Origin of the sequence: Pedobacter sp. MC2016-24 (assembly GCF_015223055.1) — a bacterium.
Taxonomy (GTDB): Bacteria; Bacteroidota; Bacteroidia; order Sphingobacteriales; family Sphingobacteriaceae; genus Pedobacter.
The window spans coordinates 495,161-510,306 of record NZ_JADFBX010000001.1; the positions used below are offsets into that span (position 1 = coordinate 495,161).

Below are 15,146 nucleotides of genomic sequence, written 5' to 3' on the forward strand. Positions count from 1 at the left end.
TTTTAATTTTTTAAGGAACCCGCTTTTACCAATGATTTCTGGTATACAGGTAGCGTCAAATCATCAACCACCACCCCACGTGTAGTGGAAGCGTGAACAAAATAATTGTTATTCAGGTAAACCCCGACATGATCTACTGCCCCACCTCCAAATGAAAAGAAGATCAGGTCGCCTTCATTGAGCTGCCCTGGATCTTTCTCACGGATGGCATCAGCCTGATCCCGCGATCGGCGGGGCAAAGTATTTCCATAAATGTCTTTTTGTAAAAGCAGTGCAAATCCGGAACAATCAATTCCTTTTTTATCCAGTCCACCCAAACGGTATTGCACACCTGTCCAGTCGGTAATAAATGTATACAATTTCTTGCTCTTCAGGTGCGACATGGCATCTGCAGTTCTGGCCGCAACAGTTGGCGATTTTGTGGTATGCCTTCTTGATCCGCAAGAGGCACAAACGATAGCCAGGACAAAAACAAGGCTTAATTTAAATCTACTTTGAAGTAATGCAACCAGTCTATTCATTTTATTGCTTGATTAAACGTTGTATCTCATCCAGTTTAAGCAAAGCTTCAACCGGGGTCAATACATTGACATCCAAATTATTGAGCATATCTCTGATTTTCACCAGTACAGGATCGTCCACAGCAAACATATGCAATTGGTAAGCCTGATTTTGTACTTTCTTAATGCTGTCTTTGATGCTCTGCCCTTCCGTACGGTCAATTTCCAGCTTTTTTAGAATCTCATTAGCCCTGTTGATTAATTTAGGCGGCATACCAGCCATTTTGGCCACATGAATACCAAAACTATGTTCACTTCCTCCAGGAACCAGTTTGCGCAGAAAAATCACCTTATTACCTACTTCTTTGATGGAAACATTGAAATTTTTGATGCGGTTCATGGTACTCGCCAGCTCATTGAGCTCGTGATAATGGGTAGCAAACAGTGTTTTAGGTCTGGCTGTCGGATGGGTATGCAAAAACTCTGCAATCGCCCAGGCTATAGAAATCCCGTCATACGTACTGGTACCCCTGCCGATTTCATCTAACAGGATCAAACTGTTATCCGAAATGTTATTCAGAATACTTGCGGTTTCATTCATCTCGACCATGAAAGTACTTTCTCCGGAAGACAGGTTGTCTGAAGCCCCGACACGGGTAAATATTTTATCGACAAGGCCAATTGTAACCGCCTTGGCAGGTACAAAACAACCCATCTGTCCCATGAGTACAATCAATCCGGTTTGACGCAGAATTGCCGACTTACCCGACATATTGGGACCAGTGATGATGATGATCTGCTGACTGTCATTGTCTAAAAACACATCATTGGTGATGTATTCTTCTCCTACAGGCAATCGTTTTTCAATCACGGGGTGCCTTCCACCTTTAATATCCAATACCCGTTTTTTAGTCAGTGCAGGTTTTACGTAGTGGTTTTTAACCGCCAGTTGAGCAAAACAAAGCAAGACATCGAGTTGTGCAATTAAAAAGGCATTGAGCTGTATTTGTTTGATGTAGGCGCTAACCTGATACATCAACTCACCATAGAGGCGCACTTCAATCTGCTGGATTTTCTCTTCAGCGCCCAGGATCTGTTCTTCGTATTCTTTTAGTTCTGGTGTAATGTAACGTTCCGCACTCACAAGAGTCTGCTTCCTGATCCAGTCAGCCGGCACTTTATCTTTATGCGTATGTGTAACTTCTAAATAGTAGCCAAAAACATTATTAAAAGCCACTTTTAGTGAGGGAATTCCCGTTGTCAGGGCTTCTCGCTTTTGTATTTCGACCAGGTAATCTTTACCGCCAAAAGAAATTTTACGCAGACGATCCAATTCCTCATCCACACCATCAGCAATGACATTTCCTTTGATCAGCAAGGCTGGTGGATCTTGCTGCAGTTCACGCTCCAACTTTTCGCGGATACTCAGACAAGGATTTAACTGATCGGCAAGCACGGTTAAAAAAGGATTTTTTGCTTCTTCAGCCAGTTTTTTAACAGACTCAATATGATATAAAGCTTTTTTAAGCTGACAAAGCTCCCTCGGACCAACTTTTTGCAGGCCAACTTTGGAAATCAATCGTTCCAGATCGCCGATCTGCTTGATGTGCGTTAAAAACTCTTCCAGCAAGGCATCATGTTTCACCAGGTATTCCACCATCCCCAAACGTTCTTCAATCGGCTTTAACTCCTTTAAAGGCATGATGATCCATTTGTGTAACAAACGGGCGCCCATGGGTGTACTCGTTTCATCAAGGACCTGGAACAGGGTTATGGCATTGTCGTTTGCAGAACTTACCAATTCCAGATTACGGATGGTAAAGCGATCTAGCCACATGTATTTATCCTCCTCCAAACGGGAGATTGAGGTGATGTGTTTTAAATTGCGGTGTTCAGTTTCGCCCAGGTAATGCAATACCACACCAGCGGCAACGATACCGATTTGTAAACGTTCCACTCCAAAACCTTTTAAGGAATTGACCTCAAAATGCTTGGTGAGTATTTCATTGGCATAATCGGCTGTAAACGCCCAGTCATCCAGGTGGTAGGTATAAAACCGATCCCCAAAAAGTTCTATAAAATCTTTACGACGGCTTTTTTGAAAAACGACCTCATTGGGTTTAAACCCCTGCAGCAATTTATCAATATACTCCGCATTTCCCTGCGCTACAAGGAATTCACCGGTAGAAATATCTACAAAAGAAACGCCCAAGCCTGTTTTATCGAAATAAACGGCAGCCAGGTAATTGTTGGATTTTTGATTTAAAATATTGTCGCTATAGGCCACCCCTGGTGTAACCAGTTCGGTTACTCCTCGTTTAACAATGGTTTTGGTGGTTTTGGGATCTTCCAGCTGATCGCAAATGGCCACGCGTTGCCCGGCACGTACCAGTTTGGAAAGATAATTGTCCAGTGAATGGTGCGGGAATCCGGCAAGTTCAATATGCCCACCCGGACCATTTCCACGACGTGTCAGCACAATACCCAGGATCTGGGATGTTTTTACAGCATCTTCACCGAAAGTCTCATAGAAGTCACCCACCCTGAATAACAACAACGCGCCCGGATACTTTACCTTAATGGTATTGTATTGCTGCATTAACGGTGTTTCTTTAGTATTATCTTTAGCCAAAATGATTCAGTTTACAAAATCGTAAAGATAGTACCTTGGGTAATAGCCTTTACGCTTTGTTGAAAATTAAAAAATGTGAATAGGTTTATAATTTTGAAATGTAAGACAAGAAGAGCTCCAAAGCTTCTCTTTTTTTGTCAGTAAGCTCAAAGTCAAGCTTATGCATCAGGTAATCTTCCAAGTCAAAATGCGGATGAACAGGCAATTCTTTCAATAATACGCTGCGCTGAGCAAGGCCAAAAGCCAGGGCTTCATTAAAATCAGCAATAAAATCAGCAGGAATTTCCTTGTTTGCTACCCAGGCAGCATACACAAAAGGCAGACCGGTAAAATTCATCCATTCAGCTCCCATGTCGTAGGCATAGGCATATTCGTCTTTTTTACCGAAGGTCCGGTCTCCGATCAATACCAGGGCATCTGTTTCCTCATCCTGATCAGTGGTAAAAACCACCTCCCGTTTAAAGTGGAATTTAAGCAATACTTTAGCCAGATTATTGGAGGTTCTGGAATGACTGTCAAGTTTAACGGTACGTATTTGAGCTACCGGAACCGAGCTGAAAATAAAGACTGAATTTACTGCTCCCACAGATCCTATACAGTAATCTGCTACGATATTGGCATTGGGTACGTTCGGAATGGCAGCTACCGGAATTAAACCGATATCAACCTGTCCGTCAATCAGTTTTGCAGCACAATCTGTAGGTATGTCTAAACTCAACTGAATTTGCTCCAGCACTGCTGCTGAGCGTTCAATTCCGTAGATAAATGGCTTGGTATTGGTATAGGAAACGGCAGAAATTTTTATCTTATTCAACAGGAGTTCTATTTTAAATGATCGGTATTGTTAAATTCAGTAATGACAAACTGATCAGCAGTCTGCTCAACTTTATAGAGCGTTGTATTTAAATGGGGGAATTCCGTCATCTCGGACAGCGGTTTACCAGTAAGCAGGCATAAAAACAAGCGCATGGCACGTCCGTGCATACAAATCAATATCCGCTGTTCATCAACAGCATTTTCTATAACTTCCAGGGCTTGTTTTTGACGGGCGATGACATCATTCGGGCTTTCGCCACCTTCAAAATGAGCATCATAATTACCCTGTTCCCATTGCTCCATCATCCCTTTAAAGGCAGTTATCGCAGCTTCGTTGTTGGCTTTACCTTCCCATACGCCCCAGGCAAGCTCATCTAAGCCTGACAATTGCTGCCAGGGCAAACCGGCATCTATAAAACCTTTAACGGTTTGATGGGTACGTTTAAGCGCAGAGGTGTACACCTTATCAAATGGTACATCTTTATACTTCAAATAAAAGGCTGCAGCCTGTGCCCTGCCGGTATCGTTCAAATCACTATTGATCCCTCTACCCTGTACAATCCCCTGTTTATTTAAATCAGTCTCACCATGTCTGATGATATATAGTTCTTTAGTCATCAATTAATTACGGGTAATTTATAATACTGAGGTTTAGCTTCATTTTCAAAAACAAAATCGGTGTAATCGGTAACCACATTGTACAAGGTATCCCGTTCAATAGGTTTGCGGTTGACCTGTTTAATTAAATTCACCAGTTCCTGGGTACTCATACCTGGAGTTTGTTCTTCGGCACCTGCCATTGAGTAAATTTTTGTCGTATCGTCCAATGTCCCGTCGATGTCATCTACACCAAAGTTCAATGACAACTGTGCGGTTTGACGACTGATCATTGCCCAATAAGCTTTGATGTGTTCAAAGTTGTCCATATAAATTCTCGCGATTGCGTAATTCCTTAAGTCCTCAATCACCGAAACCTCTGGCACATGATCCATCTGGTTGTTCTGGTTTCTGAATTTAAGTGGGATGAAAGCCTGGAAGCCGCCAGTTTTATCCTGCTGCTGGCGCAGGCGCTCCATATGATCTACCCGGTGCCAAAACTCCTCAATGTGACCATATAACATGGTTGCATTGGTTTTCATCCCCAGAATGTGCGCTTGTTCATGGATGTCCAACCACTGTTCTGCGTTGCATTTATCGTGGGCAATTTTCACCCTCACCTCCGGATGAAATATTTCTGCACCGCCACCTGGCATAGAGTCCAATCCGGCCTCTTTTAAATACTTCATACCTTCGTAATGACTCAATTTGGCTTTTTTAAAGATGTAATAATACTCTACCGGAGTCAGGGCCTTGATGTGTAAATCAGGTCTGTGCGCTTTGGCACGTCTGAAAAACTCACTATAGAAATCCAGGTTCTGTTTGGGCACGACACCACCAGTGATGTGCACCTCAGTAACGGGTTCATCATCATACTTTTTAAGCACTTCCATCATGCCATCCACACTCATCTCCCATCCCTCCTCGCGTTGCTTGATCAGGCGCGAGTAAGAACAAAATTTACAATCGTAAACACATACGTTTGTAGGCTCAATATGGAAGTTCCGGTTAAAATAAGTACGGTCGCCATGTTTCTGTTCCCTGATGTAGTTTGCTAAAACACCAAGATAGCCAAGTTCTCCATGCTGGTAAAGGTGCACACCTTCATCGAATGAAATTCTTTCACTGTTCTGAACCTTTTGAGCAATTGCTTTGAGCGGTGCTGACAAGGCAGGGTCGTTAATGAGTAAAGCAAGTTTTGAAGTGGTATTCATGTAAATGTATTATTAAACAAAAGTAGCATAAAATCAACATATACCTGCTTTTTTAAGCCATTTTACCTGTCAGCATTATGTAAAAGAGCTTTTGCAACCGGAAATTGCAAGGCAATTACCTATCTTTGGGCATCATGACAATTGAAGAGTTAGAAGCTTATTTTTCAGGAATAGATTTACCTCAATCCCTGGACCTTTATCCAGGCACCAGGGTTAACGATGTGACTAAATGCATAGAAACGCATTTGGTGGTTTTAAAAATACATGGCAATGTGCGACCGTTTGAATGTTTCTACGACAGACTCATAAAAATCAAAGAAATCATCGAAGGGTAGCGAACCTTATCGCCGGTCAGGTGTTACATACCTGCTTTTGCAAACAATTGCAGCAATATGGTACTGTATTTGTTTGAAATGAATTTAGATTAACAATCTTAATACAATTCCGATGCTAAAAAACCAACCAGGCCGTACACTACATGAAGCATATTTAAAAGGCGGGGGCGAAATGGGCCAGCTCATCAGGGATTACAATTGGGCAGACTCCGTATTGGGTAGTCCTGAAACCTGGTCGCACAACCTGTTAACGACAGTGAGCATTATTCTCCGGTCAAAATTCCCCATGTTTTTGTGGTGGGGTACAGAATTGATTCAGTTTTATAACGATGCCTACAGGCCCAGTATGGGTAATGAGGGCAAGCATCCTAAAGCACTTGGCCAGGAAGGTGTGGCATGCTGGCCTGAAATCTGGCCGGTCATAAAACCGCTGATTGACCAGGTAATGGCCGGTGGCGAGTCAACCTGGAGTGAAAATCAATTGATCCCCATTTATCGGAACAACAGGTTGGAAGATGTATATTGGACATTTAGCTATAGCAAGGTTGAGGATGAACCCGGTAAACCAGGTGGAGTACTGGTGATCTGTTCAGAAACCACAGCACAAGTAAATGCCATGAATCAAATAGCCAAGGCAGAGGAAATGCTTCGTTGTTCTATTGCCTCGGCAAACGCGGGAACCTGGGTAATGGACACCAAAACCCGGGAATTTAAAGCTTCAGGAAGATTGAAAGAACTTTATGGCTTAACGACAGAGGCGCCCATGAGCGCCGATGATGCCATCGCCTGTATCGATGAGCGATACCGCGAGAAAGTTGCACTCGCACTGGAAAAAACGCTGGCAGAAAACTTAGATTTCAACATAGAATATCCGGTAATTGCAAAAGACGACCAAACCGTACGCTGGTTGCGTTCATTCGGGAAATTGTATCCGGATGCACATGGAGTGTTCAGACATTTCTCTGGCCTGGCGATAGACATTACAGAGCAGAAACATGATGAATTGCGCAAAAATGATTTCATCGGCATTGTTAGCCATGAATTAAAAACTCCCCTGACCTCGCTTACCGCCTATATCCAGGTCCTGAAGAATAAAATGAAGGATGATCAGGACCCTATGAAAACAGGCGTACTGGATAAAGCATTTTCGCAGGTTAAAAAGATGAGCACGATGGTAAATAGTTTCCTCAACCTTTCACGTTTGGAGACCGGCAAAATCCATATTGATAAAGAGCAGTTCGGCCTTGACACCTTAATTAAAGAGCGAATCGAAGATATCCTCCTGGCCATTTCTGGTTATGAGATTACGTTCCTGACCTGCGATCCGTTGATTGTATTTGCCGATCGTGAAAAAATAGGCTCAGTAATTACCAATCTACTCAGCAATGCGGTCAAATATTCACCCAAAGGAAAACACATTGAGGTACAATGCGGACTACAAAACGAAATGATACAGGTAGCGGTTAAGGATCAGGGAATGGGTATTAAACAACATGATCTGCCGCATTTATTTGAACGTTTTTACCGTGTAGAAAGTAAAAACACCCATAACATTTCAGGGTTTGGCATTGGCTTGTACTTAAGCGCAGAAATTATTGAGCGTCATCAGGGCAAAATATGGGTAGAAAGTAAAAGCGGTACTGGTTCTACTTTCTACTTTAATTTACCGGTTTCACTAAACTCCGGAATGAATTAGCGCTCACTGCGCTCATCCATATTCAAATCGGTATCGAAAGGACTTTTGGTAAAAGGATAAATGGATTGTCTGACGAAACCCTTCGGATACTGGGCTTCATGTACACCCGTACCGGCCGGCCATTTCTTTCCTGGCAAATAGTAGGTCCCAAACATCATGTCAATGAAAGGAAATATAGATGCGAAATTATGCCCATAATATTTCGGATCTTCACAGTGGTGCCAATGGTGGTACTGCGGAGTAGTAAGGATGTACTTTAAAAACCCAAAATTGATGCGGGTATTGGCGTGAATTAAAACGGCATGAATGGCAATAAAAATGATGTACACATTGAATACGGTGGACGAAAAGCCTAATATATACAAAGGAATAAAAGTCATTGCGCGCGTAAAAAAGATGTCCATAAAATGGGTACGGCTACCCGCCAGCCAGTCCATACTTTTTGTAGAGTGGTGAATGGAATGAAAACGCCACAAATACACCCTGGTATGAAATAAACGATGTGCCCAATATTGAAACAAATCTGTAGTAAAAAAAGCCAGTAATAAGGCCAACAGGAATGGTAAGCTCTGTACCCATTCATGCACTTTATCCAGACCTATCCAACCAAAAAATAATACAGCGGGTTTTTGAGTAACGATACCAAAGAACTGGATGAATAGGTGGCTGATCACAAAATACATCAAATCTGTACGCCACTCTTCGTGAAATTTAGTTTGCGATTTATTTTTAGGAAAAAACAACTCCAAAGGAATAAATATGGCCACCATCAGCAATAGATCCAATAACATCCAGTCCAGGCCAAAATGCCAGCTGGTTTTTTCGACAGCCCTTCCCTCCACAGTAAAGGCACCAAGCAGGATGGCTAATCCGGCAATTCCGGAACCGATTAAAGCCCATTTTACCCTTTTACTGAGAATTAAACTCAACAGTGCAAAAAAGAAAGCGGCTACAATACCGCCGGCCATCAATGTTTCCATGCTTTCTTTTGTGTATACTTCCCTGAATTCTGGTGTAGTTAATTGCTCAGGGTAACGGAAGCAAAAAATACCGAGTAAGGCAACAGTGGATAAAAAAATAGATATATAGCCGCTAATTTGACCCTGGCCAACTTTTAAACGTTTATTTGGTGACATAAAAAGATAAGGTGCTTTATAGTTTTTCGTAAGTTGATTCTGTTCCATCTGCCGCAATCTCTCCATCAAACAGGATCAGCTTTCCATCAGTAAGTGCAATGTGTTTTTCCGGGTTATTGTTTTTGAACACCAGGGTATATTGCGCTTCAGTGTCATTGATCTTCTTTTTTTCTTCTTTTAGGGTATATTCTTCTGTGGTCAGCAATTTGCCCTCGGCATAATGTTCCAGTTTTCCGGCATTAAACTTCAGGATATTCCCATTACCTTTAGGGAAATTTGGATCTGCGTTGGCAACCTGTATGCCCTTTACATGTCTCAATTCCCAGGCTCCATCGAGTTTAGCTTCTGAAGAACCGTTTTTACAACTGGAAAAAATCCCAATACTGAGGATGATCAATACCAATTTAATATTTCTTTTCATAGTGATGTTTTGTAGCGTAAACATACAAAAACTAGATTAAAAACCACTCTTCATCTGATCCACTCCTTCTGTAATCAGGATCTCTTCACAATTTAGGCAGGATATTTATTTTTAATTCATGATATTTAAGCCATAAAAAAATACAGATGAAAAGACCCTTTACGCTCCTGCTTTGCTTACTGGCAAGCACTGCGCTGTTTGCGCAGGAACCCCTTGGAACCTGGTACGGCACCTTAGACGTGCAGGGAAAAAAACTAAGTCTTATTTTTCACCTCAGCAAAACAGGCGACAACTATAGCAGTACCATGGATAGCCCGCAACAAAGCGCGATGGGTATTCCAATGGGTAAAACCACATTTAAAGATCAGCAACTGCTGGTTGAAGCCCCAAATATGGGCATGAAATATACCGCCACCTTTTTGCCTGAACAACAACAGATCAATGGTATTTTTGAGCAAGGCGGACTAAAATTGCCACTGGTATTGAGTTCGAAAGCTGAAAAAACGGCTGTTACCAAACTTGCGGTACGCCCTCAAGACCCAAAGGATTTTCCTTATAAACAAGAAGACGTGACCTTTAACAATAGTAAAGGAGGACATGTACTTGCCGGAACGCTTACCCTGCCAACAGATGAGAAAGCATCAAAAATTGTGGTGCTTATCACCGGATCCGGTCCGCAGAACCGAAACGAAGATTTACTTAATCATCGCCCTTTTCTGGTACTTAGTGATTGGCTGACACGCCATGGAATTGCCGTATTGCGTTACGACGACCGCGGTATTGGCAAATCTACCGGCAACTTCAACACAGCCACCTCTGCAGATTTTGCGGATGATGCAGAAGCTGCTGTCGGCTACATCCATTCCAGAGCAGATTTAAAGGGCTTGTCGGTCGGACTAATCGGACATAGCGAAGGCGGTATGATTGCACCAATGGTAGCCAGCCGTAATAAAACGGTTAAATTCATTGTGCTCATGGCGGGACCTGGAATCCCATTAGATCAGCTGATGCTTGAACAGGCTCAGGATATTGGTAAGCTGACTGGCGTTTCAGAAAAAAACCTGGAAAAATCAGCCGCAGCGAATGCACTTGTCTTTGCAGCTATGAAAAAATACCAAAACCTCCCACAAGCTGCTTATGATCAAAAAATAGACAGTCTGACCAGACTGGAGATCAACAAGGACCCTGATCTTAAAATTAAAGAAATGAACATTGATGAACTGGTTAAAACTGGCTCAAAGCAATTAAAAAGCCCATGGATGAGGTATTTCATTTCTTTTGATCCTGCTGTATACTTGACAAAAGTGAAATGTCCTGTACTGGCTATAAATGGCACTTTAGATAGCCAGGTCGCAGCCAAAGCCAACTTATCGGCCATTCAAACTGCGCTGCAGATAGCAGGTAATAAGAAGTTCGAAATTGTGCCTTTTGAAGGCCTGAACCATTTGTTCCAAAAGGCAAAAACAGGCGCACCGGATGAGTACGAAAAAATTGAAGAAACCATTAACCCTGCGGTACTGCAAAAAATAACAACCTGGATAAATAGTCTTTAAGGCTGTTTCCAGTTACTTTTCGATTCAAAATATTGCCATAAAAAAGCGGAGATCTTTCGAATGAGCACCGAAGCCTCGTTGTCATTGGTCCAGCTTTGATCTTTGATGTTTTTTGCACCTACATAAAATACATAGTCACCGTGGGGCGCATTGACCAGCACGACTTCTGAACGCGAATCGTTTACGGCACCACTTTTTGCTGCAGCCTGTACATATGGGGGTATTTGCGAAAGTGCATTTTCATCATAATATGCCTTGGTCATCAAACGGTACATCCTTTCCGAGGCAGATTTACTGACGATTTCGCCATTGCGTATTTTAACAAGTAAGCTTGCCATTTCCCTGGGCGTAGTTTGCCCCCAACCGTAAACTTTCCAAATGTCTGCCCGGCCTTTGGTGCGGGAGTTTACCCGGGTTTGCTGCAATCCGTATTGCTCCATCAGTAGATTGATCTGCTCCCCGCCACCAGCAAGTTGCTGGTTCCATAGCGAGCTGGTATTGTCGCTGTAAGACATCATTAAGGCCGCCAGTACACTGACCTCGGTAGCGGTGCTGTCTCTAAAAAACTGCATTAAACCAGATCCCCCGTACTTTAACGAATCCCGGTAGATCAGTGGCATATGATATTGTAAATTTCCTTTTTCAATCTGGTTAAACAGCCCGACCAGGATCGGCACTTTAACGATGCTCGCTGTCGGAAAAACACTATCAACCTGTATGCCTGCCGTTTTTCCGTTCTCTAAATTCAACACATATATCCCAACATCCCCTTTAAAGCCGGCGGAAATTTCTGCAATGCCGCGTTGCAAAGCCGGATCGGGTTTAAGCTTTTGCGCCCATACGGATAACGGTAATCCCCATATGGAAACCGTAAACACCAATACTTTTTTAATTATTCTATTCATCGTCAATAAGCTAACTGTTTAAAAGATGTTAAAGTTCCTAATTTTAAATAGATTTACATATTCTTATCCAGTTACTTTTAAGAAATTGAGCATGAAACGGGTTGTAGTATTAACGGGAGCCGGCATTAGCGCCGAAAGCGGATTAAAAACCTTTAGAGACAGTGACGGTTTATGGGAAGGCTACAACATTGAAGATGTTGCCACACACGCTGCCTGGAAAAGAAATCCAGAACTGGTACAACAGTTTTACAATGAACGCAGAAAGGCGGTGCTGGAGGCCAAACCCAATGAAGGACACCTGGCACTGGCCAGGCTTCAGGAAAAATATGACGTCATGATCATCACACAAAATGTGGACGATTTACATGAACGTGCGGGTTCAAAAAATGTGCTGCACCTGCATGGCGTCATCACCAGGTCTCAATCCGACGTTGATCCCAATCAAACTTACCCGATTGAAGGCTGGGAAATTAAAGCAACAGATTTATGTACCCATGGTAAACCATTGAGACCACATGTAGTCTGGTTTGGAGAAGAGGTTCCTAACCTTGGGCTGGCCGCCAAACTCTGCGGTATGGCTGATGTATTTGCCGTGATTGGCACCAAACTGGCCGTTTATCCTGCTGCAGGACTAGTGGATTATGTACCCGAAGATTGCCTCCGTTATGTAATCGACCCGGACATCCCACAGCTTAGAAATGCAAAGCAATTTCAACAGATTCAACAGGTTGCAAGCCTAGGTGTACCACTGATGGTCGACAATTTAATGTCCGAAAAATAAATCTGATCGCAATTTTAAAGTCCGCCATCAATATAATTTGTCACATTTAACAAGCATTTTAGCAATAATTTATTAGCTTTAATGAAATAAACGTGATCAATATGCCTCTAACCAATCCATTGTTGTATTATAGAGAATGGTTTTTAACTTTAGAACCGGAATGGGCTGACACCATTTCCTATAGTATTTTCAACTCCATTTATCTTTTCTGCGATCCGGAGTTTAAGGCAAAACAGAACTATGAACAAAGTTTTGAGGATGATGAAGAATATGAAGATGGTTTTACATCCAAAAAATTCATCATATTTTTAGATCAGATTATTGCCGACAATGACCGTCACCAGGTGCAAACGGTTGCGTTATCCTTATACTCCATAACAGATTACACCTTATTGCACTTTGATAAAGAAAACTTCCCGGTAGATTGCCTGGAGCTATTCAAGGCAAAATACATCGAAAAATTATTGCTTGGCAAAACTGAAGATGCAGCGTTTTTTGAAGAAGAGCTGGAACGTGAAGTTAAAGACCGTGTAGTTAGAAAAGAAATGAAGATGACATGGGACATACTGGCTGCTACTGACTTTAACATCGAGATGTTACACCATTACCTGATCGACAACATGTTCGGGCTTTAAATCCTTTACTTTTACCTTAAAACAATCGATTTTATTATATTTGCACAAAATGCAAGCTGTTCTATCGCTGTGAGCTTCGGCTCAAAGAGGAAAGTCCGGGCAACACAGAGCATCTCGCTTCCTAACGGGAAGAGGTTTGGGATTGAACACCCGAATTATGGAAAGTGCCGCAGAAAACACACCGCCGATGGCTGCAAAGCACAGGTAAGGTTGAAAACGTGAGGTAAGAGCTCACGATTTTTCCGGGCGACCGGAAAGCTGGTAAACCCCGGGAGTTGAAAGACCAAATAGGCTAACGCATGTAGGGCTGCTCGTCCGATGTTAGTGGGTAGGTCGTTAGAGATAAATGGTAACATTTATAGTAGATTAATGGTAGAATCCTGATTTATCAGGAACAGAACCCGGCTTACAGGCTTGCATTTTTTTAATTTTATCAGGTTATTGATAAAAGAATTATATTAGTGACCCAAACACATAAATGATTAGCTTACCCTATGGCAAAACTATTAATAATTGATGATGAAAGAGCGATACGGACTACACTTCGCGAGATTTTAGAATATGAAAATTATGAAGTAGACGATGTCGACAATGGTCTGGATGGCTTAGAACTCATCAAAAAAAAGAAATTTGACCTTGTACTTTGTGACATCAAGATGAACAGAATGGACGGTATGGAGGTGCTTGAACAAGCACTTGCTTACAGCCCTGACCTTCCCTTTATTATGATATCTGGCCACGGTACCGTGGAAACCGCAATCGAAGCGAGTAAAAAAGGCGCATTTGACTTCATCTCTAAACCACCAGATTTAAACAGACTGCTCATTACCGTTAGAAATGCTTTAGACAGAGGAACCCTGGTTACCGAAACTAAAGTACTAAAAAGAAAAGTGAGCAAAACCAGGGATATCCTTGGCAGTTCTGAGAACATCGGAAAGATAAAAGAAACCATTGAACGCGTTGCTCCTACTGAAGCAAGGGTATTAATTACTGGCGCCAACGGTAGCGGCAAAGAACTGGTAGCCAGGTGGCTACATGAAAAATCGCAACGTGCAGATAGCCCGCTGATCGAAGTAAACTGTGCTGCAATTCCATCCGAATTGATTGAAAGTGAACTTTTCGGACATGAGAAAGGTTCATTTACTTCTGCAGTAAAACAAAGAATTGGTAAATTTGAACTGGCAAATGGCGGAACTTTGTTCTTAGATGAAATCGGTGATATGAGTTTATCTGCCCAGGCTAAGGTACTCCGTGCTTTGCAGGAGCATAAGATCAGCCGGGTTGGTGGTGAGAAAGAACTGGAAGTAAATGTCCGAGTACTTGCAGCAACCAACAAAGACCTGCTTAAAGAAATCGAAGATGGTAACTTCCGTATGGATTTGTACCACCGCTTAAATGTAATTAACATTCATGTTCCCAACTTAACGGAACGTACGGAAGATATCCCGGAAATTGCCTTAAACTTTCTTGATGAGATTTGTAAGGATTATGGCATGCCTGTTAAAAAAATCAGTGAAGGTGCCATGGCTGCTTTACAAGGTTTACCATGGACTGGAAATGTCCGCGAATTGCACAACATGATTGAACGTCTCATCATTCTCAGTGACAAGACGATTACAGAAAATGACGTAATTGCTTTCGCAAACCCGGGTGGCGGAACAAATATTGGTGCTGCAAGCCACAACAATGGCTCCGGATCCAATCATGGTGGAGGGATCAATTACGAGAAATTCAGTAATTTTCAGGATTATAAAGATCACGCTGAAAAGGAATTCATCAAATTTAAACTTGAAAAAAACAACTGGAACGTTTCTAAAACGGCAGATGACATTGAAATTCAACGCAGCCACTTGTATAGCAAAATTGAAAAATTCGGCTTGAAAAGAGTGACCGAGTAAAATATCTTCAGCATAAAAAAGGCTTTA

14 protein-coding genes and 1 other RNA gene are annotated in these 15,146 nt (G+C 42.2%); 7 read left to right on the plus strand and 8 right to left on the minus strand.

What is annotated here, in order from left to right; translation table 11 throughout:
- Positions 1–2: 2 nt before the first annotated feature.
- From IM797_RS02320 to mqnE, 5 genes are all read right to left on the minus strand, one after another.
- Positions 3–521: a C40 family peptidase gene (locus tag IM797_RS02320; RefSeq protein ID WP_194125475.1), complete on the minus strand. Its 519-nt coding sequence runs from the start codon at positions 519–521 to the stop codon at positions 3–5.
- A gap of 1 nt (position 522) precedes the next feature.
- A complete protein-coding gene (gene mutS, locus IM797_RS02325; protein WP_228098681.1) occupies positions 523–3,132 on the minus strand; it encodes a DNA mismatch repair protein MutS in 2,610 nt (869 codons plus the stop codon).
- A gap of 85 nt (positions 3,133–3,217) precedes the next feature.
- Positions 3,218–3,946 carry a menaquinone biosynthetic enzyme MqnA/MqnD family protein gene (locus IM797_RS02330; RefSeq protein WP_194125476.1) on the minus strand — a complete coding sequence of 243 codons (729 nt, stop codon included), beginning with the start codon at positions 3,944–3,946 and terminating at the stop codon, positions 3,218–3,220.
- Positions 3,947–3,954: 8 nt separating this feature from the next.
- Positions 3,955–4,566 carry a histidine phosphatase family protein gene (locus IM797_RS02335; RefSeq protein WP_194125477.1) on the minus strand — a complete coding sequence of 204 codons (612 nt, stop codon included), beginning with the start codon at positions 4,564–4,566 and terminating at the stop codon, positions 3,955–3,957.
- The gene (gene mqnE, locus IM797_RS02340; protein ID WP_194125478.1) at positions 4,566–5,759 is read right to left on the minus strand and encodes an aminofutalosine synthase MqnE; all 1,194 of its coding nucleotides are present in this window, start codon (positions 5,757–5,759) and stop codon (positions 4,566–4,568) included. The genes IM797_RS02335 and mqnE overlap by 1 nt, the downstream gene beginning before the upstream one ends.
- 134 nt (positions 5,760–5,893) lie before the next feature.
- Between mqnE and IM797_RS02345 the strand changes: the two genes are divergently transcribed.
- Both IM797_RS02345 and IM797_RS02350 read left to right on the plus strand, forming a co-directional pair.
- Positions 5,894–6,094, plus strand: a complete 201-nt coding sequence (locus tag IM797_RS02345) for a hypothetical protein (RefSeq protein ID WP_194125479.1) — start codon at positions 5,894–5,896, stop codon at positions 6,092–6,094.
- Positions 6,095–6,206: 112 nt separating this feature from the next.
- Positions 6,207–7,790, plus strand: coding sequence for an ATP-binding protein (locus tag IM797_RS02350; protein ID WP_194125480.1), 1,584 nt, complete (start codon positions 6,207–6,209; stop codon positions 7,788–7,790).
- Here IM797_RS02350 and IM797_RS02355 read toward each other — a convergent pair.
- Both IM797_RS02355 and IM797_RS02360 read right to left on the minus strand, forming a co-directional pair.
- The gene (locus IM797_RS02355; protein ID WP_194125481.1) at positions 7,787–8,926 is read right to left on the minus strand and encodes a sterol desaturase family protein; all 1,140 of its coding nucleotides are present in this window, start codon (positions 8,924–8,926) and stop codon (positions 7,787–7,789) included. The two genes, IM797_RS02350 and IM797_RS02355, sit on opposite strands and share 4 nt — an antisense overlap.
- Positions 8,927–8,942: 16 nt before the next feature.
- A complete protein-coding gene (locus IM797_RS02360; protein WP_194125482.1) occupies positions 8,943–9,347 on the minus strand; it encodes a hypothetical protein in 405 nt (134 codons plus the stop codon).
- A 146-nt stretch (positions 9,348–9,493) separates the two neighbouring features.
- Here IM797_RS02360 and IM797_RS02365 point away from each other — a divergent pair, with 146 nt between their 5' ends.
- On the plus strand, positions 9,494–10,900 hold the full coding sequence (locus IM797_RS02365) for a S9 family peptidase (protein ID WP_194125483.1): 1,407 nt from the start codon (positions 9,494–9,496) through the stop codon (positions 10,898–10,900).
- Here IM797_RS02365 and IM797_RS02370 read toward each other — a convergent pair.
- Positions 10,897–11,805, minus strand: a complete 909-nt coding sequence (locus IM797_RS02370) for a serine hydrolase (RefSeq protein WP_194125484.1) — start codon at positions 11,803–11,805, stop codon at positions 10,897–10,899. The two genes, IM797_RS02365 and IM797_RS02370, sit on opposite strands and share 4 nt — an antisense overlap.
- Positions 11,806–11,896: 91 nt before the next feature.
- Between IM797_RS02370 and IM797_RS02375 the strand changes: the two genes are divergently transcribed.
- From IM797_RS02375 to IM797_RS02390, 4 genes are all read left to right on the plus strand, one after another.
- Positions 11,897–12,586 carry a Sir2 family NAD-dependent protein deacetylase gene (locus IM797_RS02375; protein WP_194125485.1) on the plus strand — a complete coding sequence of 230 codons (690 nt, stop codon included), beginning with the start codon at positions 11,897–11,899 and terminating at the stop codon, positions 12,584–12,586.
- Positions 12,587–12,687: 101 nt separating this feature from the next.
- A complete protein-coding gene (locus tag IM797_RS02380) occupies positions 12,688–13,221 on the plus strand; it encodes a hypothetical protein (protein WP_194125486.1) in 534 nt (177 codons plus the stop codon).
- Between the two features lie 48 nt (positions 13,222–13,269).
- Positions 13,270–13,646, plus strand: an RNA gene (gene rnpB, locus IM797_RS02385) — RNase P RNA component class A.
- A gap of 69 nt (positions 13,647–13,715) precedes the next feature.
- Complete coding sequence (locus IM797_RS02390) at positions 13,716–15,119, plus strand: sigma-54 dependent transcriptional regulator (protein WP_194125487.1); 1,404 nt, start codon at positions 13,716–13,718, stop codon at positions 15,117–15,119.
- The last annotated feature ends 27 nt before the right edge of the window (positions 15,120–15,146 follow it).

What these genes read in the sequence shown, in the direction of transcription:
- IM797_RS02335 (WP_194125477.1), bottom strand. Translation starts at nt 4,566, where the DNA reads ATGACTAAAGAACTATATATCATCAGACATGGTGAGACTGATTTAAAT.
- mqnE (WP_194125478.1), bottom strand. Translation starts at nt 5,759, where the DNA reads ATGAATACCACTTCAAAACTTGCTTTACTCATTAACGACCCTGCCTTG.
- IM797_RS02320 (WP_194125475.1), bottom strand. Translation starts at nt 521, where the DNA reads ATGAATAGACTGGTTGCATTACTTCAAAGTAGATTTAAATTAAGCCTT.
- IM797_RS02365 (WP_194125483.1), top strand. Translation starts at nt 9,494, where the DNA reads ATGAAAAGACCCTTTACGCTCCTGCTTTGCTTACTGGCAAGCACTGCG.
- IM797_RS02370 (WP_194125484.1), bottom strand. Translation starts at nt 11,805, where the DNA reads ATGAATAGAATAATTAAAAAAGTATTGGTGTTTACGGTTTCCATATGG.
- IM797_RS02390 (WP_194125487.1), top strand. Translation starts at nt 13,716, where the DNA reads ATGGCAAAACTATTAATAATTGATGATGAAAGAGCGATACGGACTACA.
- IM797_RS02355 (WP_194125481.1), bottom strand. Translation starts at nt 8,926, where the DNA reads ATGTCACCAAATAAACGTTTAAAAGTTGGCCAGGGTCAAATTAGCGGC.
- IM797_RS02380 (WP_194125486.1), top strand. Translation starts at nt 12,688, where the DNA reads ATGCCTCTAACCAATCCATTGTTGTATTATAGAGAATGGTTTTTAACT.
- IM797_RS02360 (WP_194125482.1), bottom strand. Translation starts at nt 9,347, where the DNA reads ATGAAAAGAAATATTAAATTGGTATTGATCATCCTCAGTATTGGGATT.
- IM797_RS02345 (WP_194125479.1), top strand. Translation starts at nt 5,894, where the DNA reads ATGACAATTGAAGAGTTAGAAGCTTATTTTTCAGGAATAGATTTACCT.
- IM797_RS02350 (WP_194125480.1), top strand. Translation starts at nt 6,207, where the DNA reads ATGCTAAAAAACCAACCAGGCCGTACACTACATGAAGCATATTTAAAA.
- IM797_RS02375 (WP_194125485.1), top strand. Translation starts at nt 11,897, where the DNA reads ATGAAACGGGTTGTAGTATTAACGGGAGCCGGCATTAGCGCCGAAAGC.